This is a genomic window from Streptomyces callyspongiae, assembly GCF_047200695.1.
Lineage (GTDB): Bacteria > Actinomycetota > Actinomycetes > Streptomycetales > Streptomycetaceae > Streptomyces.
Genome location: NZ_JBJZOM010000006.1, coordinates 160,890 through 179,941, shown reverse-complemented (window position 1 = coordinate 179,941; position 19,052 = coordinate 160,890). Strand labels below are relative to the sequence as shown.

General features: G+C 72.8%; 21 protein-coding genes. 13 read left to right on the top strand and 8 right to left on the bottom strand.

The features are described 5' to 3' along the window. Nucleotides 1-11 precede the first annotated feature (11 nt). From ACL06G_RS07805 to ACL06G_RS07780, 6 genes are all read left to right on the top strand, one after another. A complete protein-coding gene (locus tag ACL06G_RS07805; RefSeq protein ID WP_412784563.1) occupies nucleotides 12-1,073 on the top strand; it encodes an ABC transporter ATP-binding protein in 1,062 nt (353 codons plus the stop codon). A 12-nt stretch (nucleotides 1,074-1,085) separates the two neighbouring features. Continuing rightward, nucleotides 1,086-2,270: an ABC transporter ATP-binding protein gene (locus tag ACL06G_RS07800; RefSeq protein WP_412784562.1), complete on the top strand. Its 1,185-nt coding sequence runs from the start codon at nucleotides 1,086-1,088 to the stop codon at nucleotides 2,268-2,270. Between the two features lie 473 nt (nucleotides 2,271-2,743). Further along, nucleotides 2,744-2,938 carry a hypothetical protein gene (locus ACL06G_RS07795; RefSeq protein ID WP_412784561.1) on the top strand — a complete coding sequence of 65 codons (195 nt, stop codon included), beginning with the start codon at nucleotides 2,744-2,746 and terminating at the stop codon, nucleotides 2,936-2,938. Nucleotides 2,939-3,023: 85 nt separating this feature from the next. Further along, entirely contained in the window at nucleotides 3,024-3,911 is an 888-nt protein-coding gene (gene mshB / locus ACL06G_RS07790; protein WP_412784560.1) for an N-acetyl-1-D-myo-inositol-2-amino-2-deoxy-alpha-D-glucopyranoside deacetylase, read from the top strand. Next, entirely contained in the window at nucleotides 3,908-4,315 is a 408-nt protein-coding gene (locus tag ACL06G_RS07785; protein ID WP_412784559.1) for a DUF6113 family protein, read from the top strand. The genes mshB and ACL06G_RS07785 overlap by 4 nt, the downstream gene beginning before the upstream one ends. A 139-nt stretch (nucleotides 4,316-4,454) precedes the next feature. Next, nucleotides 4,455-6,428, top strand: a complete 1,974-nt coding sequence (locus ACL06G_RS07780; protein ID WP_412784558.1) for a peptidoglycan binding domain-containing protein — start codon at nucleotides 4,455-4,457, stop codon at nucleotides 6,426-6,428. Between the two features lie 43 nt (nucleotides 6,429-6,471). Here the strand turns inward: ACL06G_RS07780 and ACL06G_RS07775 are convergent, their stop codons facing one another. The 3 genes from ACL06G_RS07775 to ACL06G_RS07765 all read right to left on the bottom strand — a co-directional run bounded on the left by ACL06G_RS07775 (nucleotide 6,472) and on the right by ACL06G_RS07765 (nucleotide 9,339). Then, the gene (locus ACL06G_RS07775; RefSeq protein ID WP_412835624.1) at nucleotides 6,472-7,302 is read right to left on the bottom strand and encodes a hypothetical protein; all 831 of its coding nucleotides are present in this window, start codon (nucleotides 7,300-7,302) and stop codon (nucleotides 6,472-6,474) included. Nucleotides 7,303-7,468: 166 nt separating this feature from the next. Further along, nucleotides 7,469-8,323, bottom strand: coding sequence for a transglutaminase-like domain-containing protein (locus ACL06G_RS07770; protein ID WP_412784556.1), 855 nt, complete (start codon nucleotides 8,321-8,323; stop codon nucleotides 7,469-7,471). Next, nucleotides 8,320-9,339 carry a GNAT family N-acetyltransferase gene (locus ACL06G_RS07765; protein WP_412784555.1) on the bottom strand — a complete coding sequence of 340 codons (1,020 nt, stop codon included), beginning with the start codon at nucleotides 9,337-9,339 and terminating at the stop codon, nucleotides 8,320-8,322. The genes ACL06G_RS07770 and ACL06G_RS07765 overlap by 4 nt, the downstream gene beginning before the upstream one ends. Nucleotides 9,340-9,478: 139 nt before the next feature. Here ACL06G_RS07765 and fdxA point away from each other — a divergent pair, with 139 nt between their 5' ends. Both fdxA and dapC read left to right on the top strand, forming a co-directional pair. Continuing rightward, on the top strand, nucleotides 9,479-9,805 hold the full coding sequence (fdxA, locus tag ACL06G_RS07760; RefSeq protein ID WP_027764481.1) for a ferredoxin: 327 nt from the start codon (nucleotides 9,479-9,481) through the stop codon (nucleotides 9,803-9,805). A 108-nt stretch (nucleotides 9,806-9,913) separates the two neighbouring features. Next, complete coding sequence (dapC, locus tag ACL06G_RS07755) at nucleotides 9,914-11,050, top strand: succinyldiaminopimelate transaminase (protein WP_412784554.1); 1,137 nt, start codon at nucleotides 9,914-9,916, stop codon at nucleotides 11,048-11,050. A 102-nt stretch (nucleotides 11,051-11,152) separates the two neighbouring features. On the opposite strand, the gene ACL06G_RS07750 is transcribed toward dapC, so the two are convergent. Further along, a complete protein-coding gene (locus ACL06G_RS07750; RefSeq protein ID WP_412784553.1) occupies nucleotides 11,153-11,617 on the bottom strand; it encodes an ATP-binding protein in 465 nt (154 codons plus the stop codon). 383 nt (nucleotides 11,618-12,000) lie between these two features. Further along, a complete protein-coding gene (locus ACL06G_RS07745) occupies nucleotides 12,001-13,026 on the bottom strand; it encodes a VldE C-terminal domain-containing protein (RefSeq protein WP_412784552.1) in 1,026 nt (341 codons plus the stop codon). 33 nt (nucleotides 13,027-13,059) lie between these two features. On the opposite strand from ACL06G_RS07745, the gene dapE reads away from it, so the two are divergent. Continuing rightward, on the top strand, nucleotides 13,060-14,139 hold the full coding sequence (gene dapE / locus ACL06G_RS07740; RefSeq protein WP_412784551.1) for a succinyl-diaminopimelate desuccinylase: 1,080 nt from the start codon (nucleotides 13,060-13,062) through the stop codon (nucleotides 14,137-14,139). Nucleotides 14,140-14,243: 104 nt separating this feature from the next. Next, nucleotides 14,244-14,993 (top strand): LOG family protein, encoded by a 750-nt coding sequence (locus tag ACL06G_RS07735; RefSeq protein WP_412784550.1) that lies wholly within the window; start codon nucleotides 14,244-14,246, stop codon nucleotides 14,991-14,993. Nucleotides 14,994-15,017: 24 nt separating this feature from the next. On the opposite strand, the gene folP is transcribed toward ACL06G_RS07735, so the two are convergent. After that, nucleotides 15,018-15,884, bottom strand: a complete 867-nt coding sequence (gene folP, locus ACL06G_RS07730; protein WP_412835623.1) for a dihydropteroate synthase — start codon at nucleotides 15,882-15,884, stop codon at nucleotides 15,018-15,020. A 141-nt stretch (nucleotides 15,885-16,025) separates the two neighbouring features. Here folP and ACL06G_RS07725 point away from each other — a divergent pair, with 141 nt between their 5' ends. Together ACL06G_RS07725 and ACL06G_RS07720 are read left to right on the top strand one after the other, a co-directional pair. Next, the gene (locus ACL06G_RS07725; RefSeq protein WP_412835622.1) at nucleotides 16,026-16,397 is read left to right on the top strand and encodes a DivIVA domain-containing protein; all 372 of its coding nucleotides are present in this window, start codon (nucleotides 16,026-16,028) and stop codon (nucleotides 16,395-16,397) included. Next, on the top strand, nucleotides 16,387-16,977 hold the full coding sequence (locus ACL06G_RS07720) for a DNA-3-methyladenine glycosylase I (protein ID WP_412784548.1): 591 nt from the start codon (nucleotides 16,387-16,389) through the stop codon (nucleotides 16,975-16,977). The genes ACL06G_RS07725 and ACL06G_RS07720 overlap by 11 nt, the downstream gene beginning before the upstream one ends. A 54-nt stretch (nucleotides 16,978-17,031) precedes the next feature. Here the strand turns inward: ACL06G_RS07720 and ACL06G_RS07715 are convergent, their stop codons facing one another. Beyond that, nucleotides 17,032-17,820, bottom strand: coding sequence for an enoyl-CoA hydratase/isomerase family protein (locus ACL06G_RS07715; RefSeq protein ID WP_412784547.1), 789 nt, complete (start codon nucleotides 17,818-17,820; stop codon nucleotides 17,032-17,034). A 332-nt stretch (nucleotides 17,821-18,152) separates the two neighbouring features. Here ACL06G_RS07715 and ACL06G_RS07710 point away from each other — a divergent pair, with 332 nt between their 5' ends. Next, nucleotides 18,153-18,320 (top strand): DUF3117 domain-containing protein, encoded by a 168-nt coding sequence (locus ACL06G_RS07710; RefSeq protein ID WP_412784546.1) that lies wholly within the window; start codon nucleotides 18,153-18,155, stop codon nucleotides 18,318-18,320. A gap of 83 nt (nucleotides 18,321-18,403) precedes the next feature. Here ACL06G_RS07710 and ACL06G_RS07705 read toward each other — a convergent pair whose 3' ends face one another. After that, a complete protein-coding gene (locus ACL06G_RS07705) occupies nucleotides 18,404-18,946 on the bottom strand; it encodes an O-methyltransferase (protein ID WP_412784545.1) in 543 nt (180 codons plus the stop codon). Nucleotides 18,947-19,052: the final 106 nt, after the last annotated feature.

Sequence of the window (19,052 nt, the reverse complement as noted above, 5' to 3'; positions counted from 1 at the left end):
GAGATCGACCCGTGACCACTCTGACCAAACCCGAGGACGCCGCATCCCGGACCGGGGACGACGCCTTCCTCTCGGTCCGCGACCTGCGCATCCGATTCAGCACCGAGGGCGGCATCGTCAAGGCCGTGGACGGGCTCTCCTTCGACCTCGAGCGGGGCAAGACCCTCGGCATCGTGGGCGAGTCGGGCTCCGGCAAATCGGTGACCAACCTCGCGGTGCTCGGCCTGCACAACCCGGAGTCCACCGAGATCAGCGGCGAGATCCGGCTCGACGGCCAGGAGCTGACCACTGCGCGCGAGAAGACGCTGGAGACGCTCCGCGGCAACAAGATGGCCATGATCTTCCAGGACCCGCTGACGGCGCTCTCGCCGTACTACACGGTCGGCCGGCAAATCATGGAGCCCTACCGCAAGCACATGGGCGCCTCCAAGAAGGAGGCCCGCGAGCGGGCGATCGAGATGCTCCACAGGGTCGGCATCCCGAACCCGAAGGTCCGGGTCGACGACTACCCGCACCAGTTCAGCGGGGGCATGCGCCAGCGGGCCATGATCGCGATGGCCCTGGTGTGCAACCCCGACCTGCTGATCGCGGACGAGCCCACCACCGCGCTCGACGTGACCGTCCAGGCCCAGATCCTCGACCTGCTCAACGAGCTGCAGGAGGAGTTCGGGTCGGCGATCGTCTTCATCACCCACGACCTCGGCGTCATCGCGAACGTCGCGGACGACATCATGGTGATGTACGGCGGCCGGGCCGTCGAGCGGGGCAGCACCGCCGAGGTGCTGCGGGCACCGCAGCACCCCTACACCTGGGGCCTGCTGAGCTCCATGCCGCGGATCACCTCCGACGTGAGCGAGCAGCTGGTCCCTATCGAGGGGACACCGCCGAGCCTGCTCAACCCGCCGTCGGGCTGTCATTTCAACCCCCGGTGCGACTTCACGCACCAGGTCTCCGGTGCCTCCTGCACCGCCGACCGGCCGGAGTTGCCCGAGGGGCGCGGCGCCGCCTGCCACCTCACGCCGGAGCAGAAGCGGACTTTCTTCGTCGAGCAGATCAAGCCGCGGCTGGTCTAGGGAGAACGGAACATGAGCGAGGACACCCTGACAGAGCCGGGCGGAGGGGCCGCCGCGTCCGGCGCGCCACTGCTGGAGGTCAAGAACCTCACGAAGTACTTCCCGGTCAAGGGAGGCTTCCCGATCCGGCGCACCGTCGGCCACGTCCAGGCCGTCGACGGCGTGGACCTGACCGTCCACGAGGGCGAGAGTTTCGGCCTCGTGGGGGAGTCGGGCTGCGGCAAGTCCACCACCGGCCGGCTGCTGACCCGGCTGATCGACTCCACCAGCGGTGAGATCCGCTACCGAGGCACCGACATCGCGAACTACTCGCGGCGTCAGATGGCCCCCATCCGGTCCGAAATCCAGATGATCTTCCAGGACCCGCAGTCGTCGCTGAACCCGCGCCACACGGTGGGCACGATCATCGGCGGCCCGATGGAGGTCAACGGCATCAACCCGCCCGGCGGTCGTGAGAAGCGGGTCCGGGAGCTGCTGGAGACGGTCGGTCTCAACCCCGAGCACTACCAGCGCTTCCCCCACGAGTTCTCCGGCGGCCAGCGGCAGCGCATCGGCGTCGCCCGTGCGCTGGCCCTCGAGCCCAAGCTGATCGTGGCGGACGAGCCGGTCTCCGCGCTGGACGTCTCCATCCAGGCCCAGGTGGTCAACCTGCTGCAGAAGGTGCAGCGGGAGATGGGCATCGCCTTCCTGTTCATCGCGCACGACCTGGCCGTGGTCCGGCACTTCTCCCAGAAGCTGGCCGTCATGTACCTCGGCAAGATCGTGGAGGTGGGCGACCGGGAGTCGATCTACAACCGGCCGCGGCACCCGTACACCCACGCCCTGCTCTCGGCCGTGCCGGAGGCGCGGCTGGACGAGGACGAGGATGAGCAGCGTGAGCGCATCCGCCTCGTCGGCGACGTGCCGTCCCCGATCGACCCGCCGTCCGGCTGCCGGTTCCGCACCCGCTGCTGGAAAGCGCAGGACAAGTGCGCGACGGAGGAGCCGCCGCTGGTGCAGATCTCCGGCAACGCGGACGGCCACCTGACGGCCTGTCACTTCCCGGAGGAGCCCACCACCGTCGCCCACGGCGAGGACGTCCTGGTGACGGCGGACGGCAAGGTGGTCCGGAGCAACGAGGAGGTCACTCCCGAGGAGGAGCACGCCCTCGTCGAGCAGGAGGCGGCCTTCTCGGAGACGCCCAAGAAGATGCCCTGACGCGAGGATCCGTGGCTCCGGGACCCCGGAGTCCGGTACCCCGTACGGTGCCGCCGCGGCCGGACGGCCGCGGCGGCACCGTCGTGTCGGTACCCCTTGCCGTGGTGGTGCCGGCGTCCCGGCGAAGGGATCAAGCCATACCTTGCTCTTCGCGCGGCGCCTCGTCGGGGCGCGGGGGCGGCGGGTTTGTCCGCTGTGGGCGTCGTGACGCTGCCGCCGGGACGCCCTGGAGCGAAGGGCATCCCGGGCGTCGGGTGCACACGTCGTGGAACGGAGCGACACCACCGGGGGAGGCCCCTCGGACGGTGCCGGGCGGGTGCTGGCCGAAACCGCATATGCGCCCCTGACTTGCACCCGTGCGACGAGCCATGACCACCGCACCCATAGTTATGATCCGTTGCGCATGACCGGTGGCGGGGTATGTAGCCCGTGCATCCGTATCCGACGCGCGTCCCTTGGGAGGTGAACCCGCCGTGGCACTCTCGATTTCGGCGGTGGTGCTGCTGGCGATCATCGTGGTCCTGCTCGTCAAGAAATCCGGCCTGAAGGCCGGCCACGCGGTGGTCTGCATGCTGTTGGGCTTCTACCTGTCCAGCTCCTCGATCGCGCCGACCATCAAGCAGGTCACCACCAACGTCGCCGGAATGCTCGGGAACATCAACTTCTGAGTCCCCCAGGACCTCGGGCCGTCCCCGGCGTTTCGGCCGGGGGCGCTCACGCCGTCGCCCCGGCGGGCGACGTAGGCTCTCGGACATGACCGATGCCTCATCGCGCCGACTGCTGCTGGTGCACGCGCACCCGGACGACGAGTCGATCAACAACGGCGCCACCATGGCCCGGTACGCCGCCGAGGGCGCCCGGGTGACCCTGGTGACCTGCACCCTGGGCGAGGAGGGCGAGGTGGTGGTCCCGGAACTGGCACACCTCGCGCCGGACCGGGACGACACTCTCGGCCCCCATCGGATCGGCGAACTCGCCGCCGCCATGCGGGAGCTCGGGGTGACCGACCACCGCTTCCTCGGCGGTGCCGGGCGGTACCGGGACTCCGGCATGAGAGGACTCGAACAGAACGAGCGTCCCGACTCCTTCTGGCAGGCCCCCCTCGACGAGGCCGCCGCTCCTCTGGTCGAGGTCGTCCGCGAGGTGCGCCCCCAGGTCATGGTCACCTACGACCCTGACGGCGGGTACGGGCACCCCGACCACATCAAGGCCCACCGGGTCGCCATGCGGGCCGCCGAACTCGCCGCGCGGGAGGACTTCCTGCCCGGCACCGCCCCGCACCGCATCGGCCGCATCTACTGGAACTGCGTGGCCCGTTCCTCGGTCGAGGCCGGGTTCGCGCGGCTGCGCGAGAAGGGCGAGGAGATCCCGTTCGCCGGCATCGCGTCGGTGGACGACGTGCCCGGCGTGGTGGACGACTCCGAGGTGGCGGTGCGCATCGAGGGCGGGGAAAGGTTCACGGCCGCCAAACGGGCCGCGATGCGCGCGCACGCCACCCAGATCTCCGTCGACGGACCGTTCTTCGCCCTCTCCAACGACCTCTGGCAGCCGCTGTTCGGCACCGAGTGCTACCGCCCCGCCGACGGCCGGACCTCCGACGGGCCCCCCGGTGACGACCTGTTCGCCGGAGTGGTCCTGTGACGGCCTCACCCGTCCTGCGGCAGGCTCCCGGGCCGGGCCGCTTCGCGCTGTACGCCGCCCTGTTCCTGCTCGGCGCGCTCGTCGGCGTCGCCGGTGCTCTGGTGCGTGCCGGCTGGTTCCCCGGCGGCCTGATGCTGGCTCTGGCCGGGGCGGCCGGGGCGTTCGGTGGTGGTGCCAAGCTCGCGCGGGCGAAGGCCGGCGCCCTGGCCCCGGCCGCGGGCTGGCTGGTGGCCGTGATGCTGCTCACGGCCTCGCGTCCGGAGGGCGATTTCCTGTTCGACGCCGGATTCAGCGCGTACGCCTATCTGTTCGGCGGGATGCTCGTCGCGCTGTTGTGTGCCACCATCTCGCTGCCCGCGCCTCCTGTCCGGGCGATGTCCCGGAACGGTGACCGAGCGACCTGACGACCCGGCGGATGTGCCGATTCGGTGGGCACGGGTTTCAGGCCGCCCGGCCCAAGTAAAGTGGGGGCGCCGGCGAGCCGCGTGTCGACCTCGGTCGACGTCTGACAGGGCGGCGAGTCCAACCGGGAGAGAACCTGCTTTGAGCCGTGAAACCGACAGTTCGTCCTCCGGGCCCCAGGGGCACGGCGGCCCTGGCTACGCGCCGGGCACCGAGCCCTACGGAACCGGTGCGGGAGAGCCCTTCGAGCGTCCGGCAGCCGGTGCCGACGCTGAGGCCCCCGAGGACGAACCCAAGACCGAGACCACGATGACCACCCGGGTCCGGATCAACATCCCCGGATCGCGTCCGATCCCGCCGCTCGTGATGCGCGAGCCGGTCGGCGAGGAGGCCGGCCCGGAGGTGGAGGAGGACTCCCCGGACGACGCGGGCCCCGGGCGCGGCACCGCCTCCGGCGCGGGAGGCGGCGCCGCCTCCCCGGAGAGCGACACACCGGTCGGTGGCGCGGCTCCCGGCAGCAGTGGCGACTCTCCCCGGCCGACGAGCGACTGGTTCGCTCCGCGGAAGCCGCCGCGCACGGCTCCCGAGCCGGAGCCCGAGCAGGAACCGGGGCGCCCGCGCGCCGCCGCGCCTCCGGACGACTTCCCGTCCCTCGGGGGCACCGCCCGCGACAGTGCCCCCCGTGGCGGCTCGGACCCGCTGGACGGCTCGTCCCCCCGCCCGTCCTCCTCGGACGTCCCGCCGGGCGGTGCTCCCACCGGGCCGCCGCTCGACGCGACGACCGGGCCGCAGACCGGGGACATGTCCCCGCCGTCGCGCAGCGGCAGCGGCTTCGGGGACGGGCCCGCCGGTCCGCCGCCCGGGCCGGGCGCCGGCTACGACCCGTTCGGACGGCCCATGCCCTCCGACTCTCCGAAGTCCCCCTCGGGCTCCTCGCTCTACGAGCAGGGGCCGGGAACCCCGGGCGACGGGCGCATCACCAGCGACACGCTGGTCAGTGGTGTGCCCCGGGTGCCGTCCGTCGACAGTGTGTTCCCCCCGGACGCGCCCGCGCCCCGGCCGACGGGGCACGGCCTCTTCGACGACGACCGCCTCGACGCGCCCTCCGAGGACGGTCGCGGCGACCGCGGTGACCGGGACGACGGGTACGAGCGCAAGAGCCGCTCCAAGCTGGTCCTGGCCGCGGCCGGTCTCGTCGGTGTGCTGGCCGTCGCGTACGGCACGGGCCTTCTGCTCGACCATTCGGACGTGCCGAAGGGCACCACGGTGCTGGGCGTCGAGATCGGCGGCACCTCCGAGCAGGACGCGTCGAACACCCTCGACGCCGCGCTCGACAGCCGGATGACCGATCCGCTCACCCTCGTGATCGACGGGAAGAAGCAGCAGGTCACTCCGGAGGTCCTCGGTCTGACCATCGACATCGACGAAACCGTCCGGCAGGCCGCCGGACGGGACTACAACCCGGTGTCCGTGATCGGCTCGCTCTTCGGCGGCACCCGGGAGGTGCCCGCGCAGGTGCAGGTCGACGACGACAAGCTGCGTGCCGCGGTCGACGGCCTCTCCCGGGAGGCGCTCCCGGGCGGGGCGGCCAAGGACGGCATGGTGGTGTTCACCGGTGGGACGCCGAAGGTCGTTCCCGGCGAGCCCCACCGGTCGGTCGACGTCGACAGGGCCGTCGGGCTCATCGAGGACGCCTTCCGCGAACGGGCCGCCTCGGGCAGTGGAGCTCCCGTGACGCTGCCGGTCTCCGAGCAGAAGCCGAAGTTCGGTGAGAAGCAGCTGCAGGCCGCGGCCGACGAGTTCGGCAGCACGGCGATGTCCGGCTGGGTCTGGGTGCAGGCGGGGGACGTCGAACTCCCCTTCAGCGAGAAGACGATCGGCACGTTCCTGACGATTCGGCCCGCGGAGAGTTCGCTGCAGCCCCATATCGACCTCGACAAGCTTGCGGCGGCCTACGGCTCGTCGTTCGAGGGCGTCGTGATCGACGGCGGCGCCGGTACGGTGCCGGTCCAGCCGAAGCACATCGCCGCGGCGATGGTCCAGGCGCTCCGGGAACCCGCCCCGGAGCTGCCGGACAAGCGGGTGGCCGAGGTCACCGCCTCGCGGAGCCGCTGAGCGCACGGCTGCAGGACGGAGCAGCGCCGCCGCCGGGTCGGACTCAGGACTCCGCGCGGCGGCGCCGCAGCAGGTGGATGCCGAGTCCGACGCAGGCGGCCACCAGGGCACCGCCGGCGGCCACCGTCGTCGTGCCGGCCGGACGCCGGCTGCCGCCCAGTCCTGCGTCCGCGCCGCCGTGCGGCTTGCGCACGACCGTCACGCCCGTGGTGAAGCCGGAGCCGTCCGGGCAGGTGCCCGTCACCCGGTAGTGGGTTCCCCGGTCCGCGTCCCCGTGGTCCCGGTCGCCGTACGGGTCCGTGCCTCCGGTCTCCTGCCCCCAGGGAGCGTCCTGCTCCCAGGAGTCGTCGTCCTGCTCCTCGCCGGCCCAGGAGCCGTCGGCGCTCGGTGAGGGGTACGGATCGTCCGTGCCGTACCCGGCGTCGCCGTACGCTTCGTCCGGCCGGGAGAGGGCGTCGGAGTCCTCCTCGTCCCACAGTTCGCCCGGCTCGTCCCACGCGTCCGCACTGTCCGGGGCGTACGCCCCCTTGCCGTACTCTCCCGGCTGCCGGGGGCCGCCGGTCTTCCGGTCCTCCGGGGCGATGCGGGCCTGTCCGCGGTACTCCGGGCCCTTCCCGCCGTGCCCGCCGCGGGGAAGCAGTCGCAGTTCGGCCCTGCCGCCGACGAACGCCTCCGAGCGGGCCGTGATCGACTGTCGCGCCTTCTTGCTCTCCGGGCAGGCGACGGTGACCGTGACGGACTCTCCCGGCCGGGCCCGCTGCGGGGCGACCTCGGCGACCGGCTCACCGGGCGCCGCTGCTGCCGCGGTCGGTGCGAGGGCGGCGAGGCAGACCGAGCCCGCGAGCATCGCGGTCGTCAGACGTGCACTGCGCATGCTCTTCTCCACATCCCGGGCGCAGTCCGGCACAACCGTCGTGCGTCCTCGACTCGCTACGCTCCGTCGCCCAGGACGCTAGAGGGGCCGCTGAGCGCCGGCAACGCGGGGCGGGCGTCGGAGGGAGCCGCCGACGCGAACGGGTGCCGAGCGGGCGCGTGGATCCTCAGTTGAGCCGGGCCCGTGCGGCGCGCGCCTCGTTGCGCACCGTCTCCGCCGTCCGGGGCTCGACCCCGGCGACGATCTCCGCGTACTCCTCGAGGGCCCGGGCTCCTGCCGTGAACGCGCCGCGCTCGACGAGCAGCCGGGCCCGTTCCAGACGCAACCGCGCCGGGTGGTGCGGCAGCAGCAGCGAGAGGTCCAGTGCCCGGAGCGCGACGGCCGACTGCTCCGGGCGTGCCGCCGCCCAGGCGCGAATGTTGTTGAGCACCCGCAGCACGATGTCCAGCGGCCCCGCCGCCCTCGGTGTGACGGCCGCCGGTGCGCGGGAGCCGGTCGCGCGGGCGACCAGGCCCGCGGCGTCACGTTCCGTCAGCAGGGTGCCGCCGGTGAACGGATCGGCCAGTACGTGGCGGCCCGCGGGGTCGCCGAAGCCCACCACGAAGTGCCCCGGCAGCGCCACCCCGTGCACCCGCCCGCCGGCCCGCCGTGCCACTTCCATCCAGACCACGGAGAGCAGGATCGGCAGTCCGCGGCGCCGCCGCAGCACCACCTGCAGCAGCGACGAGTCCAGCCGCCGGTAGTCGTCCTGCCTGCCGTGGAAGCCGTGCCGTTCCCCGAGCAGTTCCCGCAGCGCCTCCGCCCAGGCGTGCGGGGCGGACGGTCCGCCGCCGCGCCCGGGAAGGTCGGCGGGCAGCTCGCCGGCGAGTCGGTCGAGCTCCCGCTGCGCCTCGTCCACCGTGCTCCCGCCGCCCTCGGGATCCAGCATCGTGCCGATCAGCAGGCAGAGCAGTGCCAGGTCGACGCGCTCCTCGGACGCGGCGGCTCGGAAGCGTTCCCGGAGATTGTCGTCGGCACTCATGTCGCGCTCGGCCCGGCAGGCCGCCGGTAGTGGTAGGCGTGGCTGTCCTGGAAACCCAGCCGGGCGTACAGGGCCCGGGCGGCACGGTTGTCCTGCTCGACCTGGAGGTGGGCGGCCGATGCCCCTTCCTGCAGCGCCTTCCGGGCCAGCTCGGCCATCACCGCCGTGCCGAGTCCTCGGCGCCGGTGTGCCGGTGCGACCTCGACGGCGGCGAAACCGGCCCATCTGCCGTCCACGACCACACGTCCGATCGCGGATGCTCCGGCGCCGGCCTCCTCGGACGGCACCGTGGCGAACCACACCGACGGCCCGCCGGCCAGTACGCGCAGGGCCGCGTCCCCCGGGGCCTCTCCCGCCCGGCCGTAGGCGCGGAGCCACTCCGCCTCCGGCGTGCGGTGCACCCGCACCCTGCGGTCCTCGGCACGGTCCGACAGCGGGGCGAGCGCGCCGACACACAGCAGGGCGTGGCCCTCCGCCTGCCAGCCCAGATCCTCGAGCGCGCTGTCCAGGGTACGGTCCTGCCGGGCGGAGCCGGTGGAGACCTGCACGTACGGCGTCAGCTCGCGGGCCGCGTACCAGGCGACCACCCGTTCCAGTGCCTGCTCCGTCCCGATCCCGGGGTCGCCCAGCGGCAGCACCGAGTTCGCCCGCCGGGTGAAGCCCGCCGCGGCGCGCAGCGTCCAGTCGCCGAGCTGCTCCGTCTCCAGCGGCGGCCATCCGCGCGCGGCGACCCGATGCACCTCGCGCGCGTCGGCGGCGGGCACCCCGCGACGACGCGCGGGGGCGGCGGGTACCGGTTTGCCGGCCACCAGCGCTGTCTCCGCCAGTTCGACCGACTCGCCGGCCTTCCGTGTGATCCTCAACACACCGCCTGTCCACGAGGTGAGAACGCCGACCGTGTCGGTGAACCGCGCCTCGCCGGGCGATCCATCGGTCAAACTGCGCACCGATACACGTTTCCCCACGTCAGCGGGAGTGATGCGGACCTCCAGGCGTCCGCCCGTGGTGAACTCCACAGCTCTTCCGGCCCCTCCTGTTCGTCTCGTGCCCCGGAACGGAGATACTAGGGGTGGGCATCGACGACGCCGCGCTCCCGCGCGCCCTGCGGCGGAGCCGTAGCACGGGCCGCCAGCCATACCGAGGAGGAACCACAGCGTGACCTACGTCATCGCGGAGCCTTGTGTCGACCTGAAGGACAAGGCCTGCATCGAGGAGTGCCCCGTCGACTGCATCTACGAGGGCCAGCGGTCCTTGTACATCCACCCGGACGAATGCGTCGACTGCGGGGCCTGCGAGCCGGTCTGCCCGGTCGAGGCGATCTTCTACGAGGACGACACTCCCGAGGAGTGGAAGGACTACTACAAGGCGAACGTCGAGTTCTTCGACGAGCTCGGTTCGCCGGGTGGTGCCTCGAAGCTCGGCCTCATCGAGCGTGACCACCCCGTCATCGCCGCACTCCCCCCGCAGAGCCACGACGAGTGACGACGCGGAGGGTGTGACGACAGCACCCAGCGCTTTCCCGGTCCCGCACGGCTCCGCCGTGCGGGACCGGGCCGTTCGACCCCCACGTCCGAGAGCGAGTGCCCACCCGTGACGACCGAGTCCTCCGCTTCCCCTCCCGCCTCCGGCGCCGCGGTGTCGGCGCGGCTGCCCGTCTTCCCGTGGGACCGTCTCGAGCCGTACAAGGGGACGGCCGCCGCGCATCCCGACGGGATCGTGGACCTCTCCGTCGGCACACCGGTCGATCCGGTGCCGCCGGTGGTGCGGCGCGCGTTGACCGACGCGGCCGACAGTCCCGGCTACCCCACGGTGTGGGGCACCACCGCACTGCGCGAGGCGCTGACGGACTGGTGCGGGCGACGGCTCGGCGCCCGCGGGCTCGGTGAGCGGAACGTGCTGCCCGTCGTGGGGTCGAAGGAGCTGGTGGCGTGGCTGCCCACGCAGCTCGGGCTGGGGGCGGGCGACCGCGTGGCCCATCCGCGTCTGGCCTACCCGACCTACGAGGTCGGTGCCCGGCTGGCCGGAGCGGAGCCGGTGGTGCACGACGACCGGCCCGCCGACCTCGACCCGGCGGCGGTGCGTCTGCTGTGGCTCAACTCGCCGTCCAACCCCACCGGCAAGGTGCTCTCCGCCGGGGAGCTGCGGACGGCGGTGGCCTGGGCGCGGGAGAACGGTGTGCTGCTCGTCAGCGACGAGTGCTACCTGGAGCTCGGCTGGGACTCCGAACCGGTCTCCGTACTGCACCCGGACGTGTGCGGTGGCACGTACGACGGAATCGTCGCCGTCCACTCGCTGTCCAAGCGGTCCAACATGGCCGGCTACCGGGCCGCCTTCCTGGCGGGCGACGCTGACGTGCTGCGGGAACTGCTGCAGATCCGCAAGCACGGCGGGATGATGACGCCTGCCCCGGTACAGGCCGCCGCCGCGGCCGCGCTGCGGGACGACGCTCACGTGGCGGAGCAGCGGGAGCGCTACGCCGCCCGGCGGGCGGTGCTGCGCGGTGCGCTGGAGGCGACCGGGTTCCGCATCGAGCACAGCGAGGCCTCGCTGTACCTGTGGGCGACCCGTGACGAGCCGTGCTGGGAGACGGTCGGCGCTCTGGCGGAGCGCGGGATCCTGGTGGCACCCGGGGAGTTCTACGGTCCCGCGGGGGACCGCTTCGTGCGGGTGGCGTTCACCGCCACCGACGAACGCGTCCGGGCCGCCGCGGCCCGTCTGCGGGGCTGACCGGCCGCGCGGAGGCGGCGCGCACCGACGGCGAGGGCCCCGGAAGCCACGAACGGTGGCTTCCGGGGCCCTCGCCGGAGTGCGGAGTCCGCGGAGCGGGGGTCAGGCCAGCAGGCTGCCGGTGGGCAGGCTGTCGACGGGCAGCTGACCGGTCAGGCTGTCGGTGGGCAGGTTGCCGGACTGGAGGTCGCCCATCGCGAGCGTGCCGTAGGTGGTCTGCATCACCGTGTCGCCCAGCTTGCCGTTGGCGGTGCCCACGGCCTCGTCCACAGCACCCTCGGCGAGCGGCGTCACGCGCTGCCCGGCGTCGGTCAGCAGCTCGCCGGTGGGCATGCCGCTCTGCAGGGCCTGGCCACCCGCTTCGCCGGCCAGCCGGGTGACGGACCCGGCGGCGTCACCGGCGGTGTCGGTGGCGCCCGCGGTGTCCAGGCTGCTCAGCCCGCCCAGGTCGGTGGCCTGCTGCAGGTCGAGGGCGCTGGAGGAACCGGCCGCGCCGACGACCGATGCGGCGCCGGCTGCCGTCAGAAGGGCGGCCTGGGCGATCCGGCGCGTGAGGGGGAGGGACATGATGCTCCTTTGACGGAGAAGATGCTGCTTCTACAACTGCGGTCGGGACGGGACGTGGTGCCCGGCCGGACGCAGTGCCTATCGCGTCGGGCGGGGGGAAGGTTGCGGCCGACGCAGGTAAAGGATTGGTAACGCACCGGGTTTTCCGTATCGGATGAAAAGGGCCATACCGGATGCGGTTCCCGTCCGCCCGGAACGTGCCGGATCCCTTGTCCCGCAAGGGACGGAAGCTTCCCCGGGCCGGGCCGGTCCGCCTCCGGCCGGCCGTCGCAGGGGCCGCTGCTCTCCCTCTCGCGGGCGTACCGGCGAACGACCGTGCCCCCACCGCCCCCGGCGGTTCTGCCGGACTTCCGGCAACGGAACGGCCCTCCGGCCGAGGCCGGTCAGTCGCCCGGGCCGACGTTCAGCACCACGGCACCGGGGCGACGCGCCTCGTCCGTTCCCGCCTCCGCCGGGCGCCATCCCTCCTCGGAGCGTTCCGCGCTCCACACCCGCCCGTCGTAGGCGATGACGGCGATGCGCAGCTCCCCGGCCTGGGCCACCGCCCAGTGGGCCAACTCCCAGCCCCGTTCGGGTGTGTCGGCAGGCAGGACCAGCCCGGCGCCGCGCGAGGCCCCAGGGCCGGTAGGTGCGGCGAACACGCTCTCCGCGCCGCGTGCCCCGCCGCTTCCGCCGTTCTTCCCGGCGACCGCTCCCTCGTGCTTGCCCCCGGCGCCCAGGACTCCGGGGCCGAACTCCCGCGCCAGTCGCTCCCGCACCTGCTCCGGATCGCCCGGCGCCGAGGAGCCGGCACCGGGCCCCACCGTGCAGTTGAGCGCGGCCGCGCGGCGGCCCGTGAGTGCAGCCGTCAGCAGTGTCGCGTTCACCTCGTGCTTCGCGTACGCCTGCGGAAAGCCGCTGCGCTGCACCTCCTGCGCCGCGACGGTGAGCGGCAGCCGCGAGTAGCCCGGCACCTCGACGAGGTGCTCGTAGAACTTGCCCGCGGAGTAGACCGGGTCCATGATCTGGCGCTTCTCCCCCCAACCCTGGGAGGGGCGCTGCTGGAACAGGCCGAGCGAGTCCCGGTCGCCGTGCTCGATGTTGCGGAGCCCCGACTCCTGCATCGCCGTCGCCAGCGCTATCGTCACCGCCCGATCGGGGAGGCCGCGCGAGGACGCCACCGCTGCGATCGTCGCCGCGTTCGCGGCCTGTTCCGGGTGGATGCGGTACGCGCTGCCGCCACTGCCCCCCGAGGGGAGCACGGTGCAGCGTGCGGGCCCCGAGCCGGAGATGACGTACTGCGTCACCACATATCCGGCGACACCGGCCAGCACCAGGCATGCGGCGATGCCTCTCAGAAGTCTGCCGCGCTTTCCGCGGGACCGTCCGGAGGGAGCGGAGGACTCGACTTTCTCGGACACGCGGACCAAGGTACCGGCACCTGCCCCGATTAGGATGTGGGCATGTCGCCCACCGCACTGGACCTCCGTCAGGACGCCGCGCGCCTCACCGCGCAGCTCGTCGACTTCCCGTCCGAGAGCGGCAGCGAGAAGCCGCTCGCCGACGAGGTCGAGACCGCGCTCCGTGCCCTGCCGCACCTGACGGTGGACCGCCACGGCAACAACATCGTGGCCCGCACCCGGCTCGGGCGGTCGGAGCGGGTGGTGCTGGCCGGTCATCTCGACACCGTGCCCATCGCGGACAACGTTCCCTCCCGGCTGGACGAGGACGGCTTGCTGTGGGGGTGCGGCACCAGCGACATGAAGGGTGGCGTGGCCGTGCAGCTGCGCATCGCGGCGACGGTCCCGGAGCCGAACCGCGACCTGACGTTCGTCTTCTACGACAACGAGGAGGTCGCCGCCCACCTCAACGGCCTCGGACACATCGCCGAAGCCCATCCCGACTGGCTCGCCGCTGACTTCGCGGTGCTCCTCGAGGGCACCAACGGGCAGGTGGAGGGCGGTTGCCAGGGCACACTGCGGGTGGTGCTCCGCACCACGGGCGAGCGGGCGCACTCCGCGCGCAGCTGGCTGGGCGACAACGCCGTCCACACCGCAGCACCCGTGCTCCAGCGCCTCGCCGACTACCGCCCGCGTCGCGTCGTCATCGACGGACTCGAGTACCGCGAAGGCCTCAACGCCGTGGCGATCGAGGGCGGGGTCGCGGGGAACGTCATCCCCGACGCCTGCCAGGTCACCGTCAACTACCGTTACGCCCCCGACCTTTCGCAGGAACAGGCACTGGCGCACGTGCGCGAGGTGTTCGCGGGGTGCGAGGTGGCCGAGCTGACGGTGGACGACCACTCGGGCGCCGCGCTCCCCGGCCTCTCCCACCCGGCCGCTGCGGACTTCGTCGCGGCGGTCGGCGGTGAGCCCCGGCCAAAGTTCGGGTGGACCGACGTGTCCCGCTTCAGCGGCCTCGGCGTCCCCGCGGTCAACTACGGTCCCGGCGACCCCAACCTCGCGCACAAGCGGGACGAGCGGGTGGACACCCGCCTGGTGCACCGGTGCGAGGAGCGACTGCGTGCCTGGCTGACCGACTGACCTGCCGCGGACGGCTTCTCCGGCGGGTCACCCGGAATGACACCGCGCGTCACCTCCGGCTGCGTACCCTGAGCGCGGAACACCGCAGGCGGAGGGAGCACGACATGGGCAGGTCGGAGCATGGCCGGCAGCCGCAGGAGCAGTACCTCGGGCCGGTGGTCCGCCGTCGCGGCCAGATCCAGTCCGGCACCACCGACCAGCGCCTGCTGGACACCGTCGGCGATTCCGACTTCATCCACAAGGACCCCTGGCGGGTCATGCGGATCCAGTCCGAGTTCGTCGAGGGGTTCGGGGCCCTCGCCGAACTCGGTCCTGCAGTCAGCGTCTTCGGTTCCGCGAGGACACCGGTCGACGCTCCGGAGTACGACGCCGCCGTACGGCTCGGCCGCGGTCTCGCCGAAGCGGGCTTCGCGGTGATCACCGGCGGCGGCCCCGGGGTGATGGAGGCGGCCAACAAGGGCGCTCTGGAGGCCGGCGGGGCCTCGGTGGGCCTCGGGATCGAGCTGCCCTTCGAGCAGGGGCTCAACCCGTACGTCGACATCGGCGTCAACTTCCGCTACTTCTTCGTGCGCAAGACGATGTTCGTGAAGTACGCGCAGGGGTTCGTGGCGCTGCCGGGTGGCCTCGGCACCCTGGACGAGCTATTCGAGTCGCTCACCCTGGTCCAGACCCGCAAGGTCACCCGGTTCCCGATCGTGCTGTACGGGTCCGCGTACTGGGGCGGACTGGTCGCCTGGGTCCGTGACCACGTGATCGCCACGGGCAGGGCCTCGCCGCACGACCTGGACCTCTTCCACCTGACGGACGACATCGACGAGGCGGTCGCCCTGGTGACGAAGGAGGCCGGCACGTAGCCGCCGGTGGCGGGGAGCCCGGCGTCAGGCGAGGCCGCGCCGGGCCACCGCCGGCGGTCGATGACCAGCGAGGGCGGCCACCATGTCCACCACCTGCCGCGTCTCGGCGACCTCGTGCACCCGGTACACGCGCGCCCCCAGCCATGCGGAGACCGCCGTCGTCGCCAGTGTTCCGGTCAGCCGTTCCTTCAGCGGCCGGTCCAGCGTCTCTCCGACGAAGTCCTTGTTCGACAGGGACACCAGCACCGGCCACCCGGTGTCCGTCATCTCGCCCAGCCGCCGCGTGGCCTCCAGCGAGTGGCGGGTCGACTTTCCGAAGTCGTGCCCCGGATCGATGAGGATGCCGTCGCGGGGCACGCCCAGCCCGGCGGCCCGTTCGGCCAGCCCCAGCGTCACCCGCAGGATGTCGGCCATCACGTCGCCGTCGGGGTAGGAGACCCGGTGCGGACGGGTCCGCGGCCGGGCCCCGCCCGCGTGCGTGCACACCAGCCCTACCCGGTGCCGTGCGGCCACCGCGGCGAGGTCCGGATCGACGCCTCCCCAGGCGTCGTTGAGCAGGTCCGCGCCCGCCGCGCACACCGCGTCGCCCACCTCGTGCCGCCAGGTGTCGACGCTGATCACCACGTCCGGATGGCGGCGCCGCACTTCGGCGACGAAGCCGACGGTCCGCCGCACCTCCTCCTCGACGGAGACGTCCTCTCCCGGCCCCGCTTTCACCCCGCCGATGTCGATGATCGCGGCCCCCTCGGCCACGGCCCGGTCGACCCGGGCCAGGGCGGGCTCGTCGCGAAAGGTGGCGCCCCGGTCGTAGAACGAGTCGGGCGTCCGGTTCACGATCGCCATGACCACCGGCTCGTGTTCGCCGAACTCGCGTGTCCCCAGGCGCAGCATCCCGCCATCCTCTCGTCTCGTCGCAGGTCACCGCTCAGGCGCCCGCCGCCGAGAGTAGCCTTCGACCGGTCGTGGGACGATCGGAGCCATCCGACTCGGCGGAACCGCCGCCGAGCCTGCGGACCGACGTACTTCGGGGAGATGGCCGTGTTCTGGTTCCTGCTGATCTCGATGGTCGTGGTGGTCGGCGTGATCACGCTTGCCGTGGTGGGAAGCATCGACGGGGACGGCAGGAACGGTGCCGCGCGCGGCGGCCTCGCCGACGCTCCGCCCGACCGCCTGCACGAACCGCTGCCCGCCTCCCGGGCGGTGAGCCGGGAGGACGTGGATGCGCTGCGGTTGCCGACCGGCGCGCGTGGCTACCGCATGCAGGAGGTGGACGACCTCCTGGACCGTCTCGCGGCCGAGCTGGCCGAACGCGACGCGCGCATCGCGGAGCTCGAATCCGCGCTGACCGGTGCGCGGCCGTCCCGGACGGCGGGCGACGCCCCGGAGGACGTCGATGACCACTGACGACGGCGCGGCCCGCCCCGGCCCGGACGGACTGCTGCGGTGCCCGTGGGGTCTGTCCGCCGAGGACTACACGGCGTACCACGACACCGAGTGGGGCCGTCCCGTGCACGGCGACGACGCGCTGTACGAGCGGCTGACCCTGGAGGCGTTCCAGTCCGGGCTGTCGTGGTTGACGATCCTGCGGCGCCGTGAGGGATTCCGCGCGGCCTTCGCCGACTTCCGCATCGCACGGGTCGCCCGGTTCGGCGAGGACGACGAGGCACGGCTGCTCGGCGACACCGGCATCATCCGCAACCGCGCGAAGATCCGGGCCGCGCTGTCCAACGCGCGGGTGCTGGGGGAGTGGAAGCCCGGCGCGCTCGACGCCCTGGTGTGGTCCTTCGCCCCGGACGTGCCCGGCCGGGCTCCCGAGGTGCACACCGACGTGCCGGCGGTCACGGACGCGTCGACGGCCCTGGCGAAGGAACTGAAGCGACGCGGTATCCGTTTCGTGGGACCCACCACGGCCTACGCCCTCATGCAGGCCTGCGGCCTGGTCGACGACCACCTGGCCGCCTGCGCCTTCCGCCGCACGCGCTGACCCGGGGCCCGGACGGATGTGCTCCCGCGCTCCGTCCGGACGGGGCCGGACGGTTCACCGTCCGGTGTAGCGAGGCTTCTCCTTCGCGACGAACGCCTCCACCGCGATCGCGTGGTCCTCGGAGGAGCCGGCGCGGACCTGCAGCTCCGCCTCCTTCTCCAGCGTCTCGGCGAGCGACCGCGAGGCGCCGTAGGACAGGGACTCTTTGAGCGCCGCGTAGGCCGCCGTCGGTCCCTCCGCCAGAGTGCGGGCCACCGCACGCGCCTCGTCGGCCAGTTCGTCCGCCGGCACCACCCGGTTCGCGAGCCCCAGCTCCAGGGCCTCCGGGGCCTTCACCGAACGGGGGAAGAGCAGCAGCTCCTGGGCCCTGCTCGGGCCCACGAGCCGGGGCAGCGACCAGGACATCCCCGAGTCGGCCGTGAGCGCGATCCCCGCGAACGCCGTGTTGAAGGAGGCGGTGTCCGCCACGATGCGGTGGTCCGCGGCGAACGCGAAGCCCGCTCCGGCCCCGGCGGCGACGCCGTTGACACCCGCGACCACGGGCTTCGGCATGCTCGCGATGGCGAGGGTGATCGGGTTGTAGTGGTCGTGCACCGTCGTCAGCGCGCGACCGCCCCGCTCGCGCAGCGCGGTCACGTGTTCCTTGAGGTCCTGGCCGACGCAGAACGCGCGCCCGTTCCCGGTCAGGAGCACGGCGCGTACCCCGGGGTCGTCGGCGGCCTGCCGGAGGCTGTCCCGCAGCGCGTTCTTGGTCGCGTCGTCGAGCGCGTTCATCGCGTCGGGGCGGTTGAGGGTGACGGTGGCGAGTCCCTCGGTCACGTCGTACAGAACGGTGTCGGCCATGCGTCCCAGCATCCCCCAGACGACCGGCCGTCCGACAGGTGCCCCGCTCCCACCCCGCGCACCGGCCGGTGTGACGTGCGTCAAACGCGAACCGGTGGATGCCGGGGTGAAAGGGTCGTCATGCGGCGGGACACCCCACGGCTCCCGGCCGGACGATCGCCGGATTGGGTGGTTTTGCGGCCGCGCGTCGCCGAACGCCCGCGGAGCGCAGTTGGTCATCGGGTCCGGGCATGCGGGATAATGGTGGAGAAGCAATGTGTTCGATGCCGGTGACACGCGCCTGTGCAGGGGCCGTCGGCTGAGATGAGCTGGTTTCAGGAAGGGGAACGAGCATGGCGGCCATGAAGCCGCGGACGGGCGACGGCCCGCTCGAGGTGACCAAGGAGGGGCGGGGCATCGTCATGCGCGTTCCGCTCGAAGGCGGCGGTCGACTCGTCGTCGAGCTGACCCCCGACGAAGCGGCGGCGCTCGACGAGGAGCTCAAGAAGGTCTGCGGCTGACACAGTCCTCCGCTGTCTGCCCCGGCAGGCCCGCGCCATGGCGGGGAGTCGGGGCAGACGTGCGTCCGGGTGCGGCATCCCGGTCACCGGTCCTCCGGCTGCGACCGCTTGACCGCGCAGAGCAGCCCGTCGCCCACCGGGAGCAGCGACGGCACCAGGGACCTGCTCTCCCGCACCGTCCGGAGCAGGTCCCGCAGGCACTCGACCTCGTCGCTCCGGTCCGTGGAGTCCACGGTGCTGCCGTGGGCGAAGACCCCCTCGAAGCACGCCAGCCCTCCGGGCCGCAGCAGGCGCAGCGACTCGGCCAGGTAGGCGGGGTACTCCTGACGGTCGCCGTCGCAGAACACCAGGTCGTAGCCGCCGTCGGCGAGGCGCGGCAGCACCTCCAGCGCGTTGCCGGGGATGAAGCGGGCGCGGTTCCCGGCGAACCCGGCGGCCCGGAAGGCCTCCCGGGCGAATCCCTGTCGCTCCGGCTCGATGTCGACCGTGGTGAGCACCCCGTCGGGCCGCATCCCCCGCAGGAGGTGGATGCCCGAGACGCCGGTCCCGGTGCCGATCTCGGCCACCGCCTTCGCGTCGGCGGTGGCCGCCAGTAGCCGCAGCGCCGCCCCGGTGGCCTGGGACACCGCGCCGACACCGCCGTCCCGAGCGCGGTCGCGAGCCCAGCCGAGTGCTGCGCTCTCCGCGTTCTCGGCGAGCTCGGAGCCGTACGCGTCGGCGAACGCCCAGCTC

Bases quoted from the DNA above. Each gene is read 5' to 3' on its own strand.
- ACL06G_RS07800 (WP_412784562.1), top strand. From the start codon at position 1,086: ATGAGCGAGGACACCCTGACAGAGCCGGGCGGAGGGGCCGCCGCGTCC.
- mshB (WP_412784560.1), top strand. From the start codon at position 3,024: ATGACCGATGCCTCATCGCGCCGACTGCTGCTGGTGCACGCGCACCCG.
- ACL06G_RS07775 (WP_412835624.1), bottom strand. From the start codon at position 7,302: ATGCGCAGTGCACGTCTGACGACCGCGATGCTCGCGGGCTCGGTCTGC.
- ACL06G_RS07770 (WP_412784556.1), bottom strand. From the start codon at position 8,323: ATGAGTGCCGACGACAATCTCCGGGAACGCTTCCGAGCCGCCGCGTCC.
- ACL06G_RS07750 (WP_412784553.1), bottom strand. From the start codon at position 11,617: ATGTCCCTCCCCCTCACGCGCCGGATCGCCCAGGCCGCCCTTCTGACG.
- dapE (WP_412784551.1), top strand. From the start codon at position 13,060: ATGTCGCCCACCGCACTGGACCTCCGTCAGGACGCCGCGCGCCTCACC.
- ACL06G_RS07735 (WP_412784550.1), top strand. From the start codon at position 14,244: ATGGGCAGGTCGGAGCATGGCCGGCAGCCGCAGGAGCAGTACCTCGGG.
- folP (WP_412835623.1), bottom strand. From the start codon at position 15,884: ATGCTGCGCCTGGGGACACGCGAGTTCGGCGAACACGAGCCGGTGGTC.
- ACL06G_RS07725 (WP_412835622.1), top strand. From the start codon at position 16,026: ATGGCCGTGTTCTGGTTCCTGCTGATCTCGATGGTCGTGGTGGTCGGC.
- ACL06G_RS07720 (WP_412784548.1), top strand. From the start codon at position 16,387: ATGACCACTGACGACGGCGCGGCCCGCCCCGGCCCGGACGGACTGCTG.
- ACL06G_RS07715 (WP_412784547.1), bottom strand. From the start codon at position 17,820: ATGGCCGACACCGTTCTGTACGACGTGACCGAGGGACTCGCCACCGTC.
- ACL06G_RS07710 (WP_412784546.1), top strand. From the start codon at position 18,153: ATGGCGGCCATGAAGCCGCGGACGGGCGACGGCCCGCTCGAGGTGACC.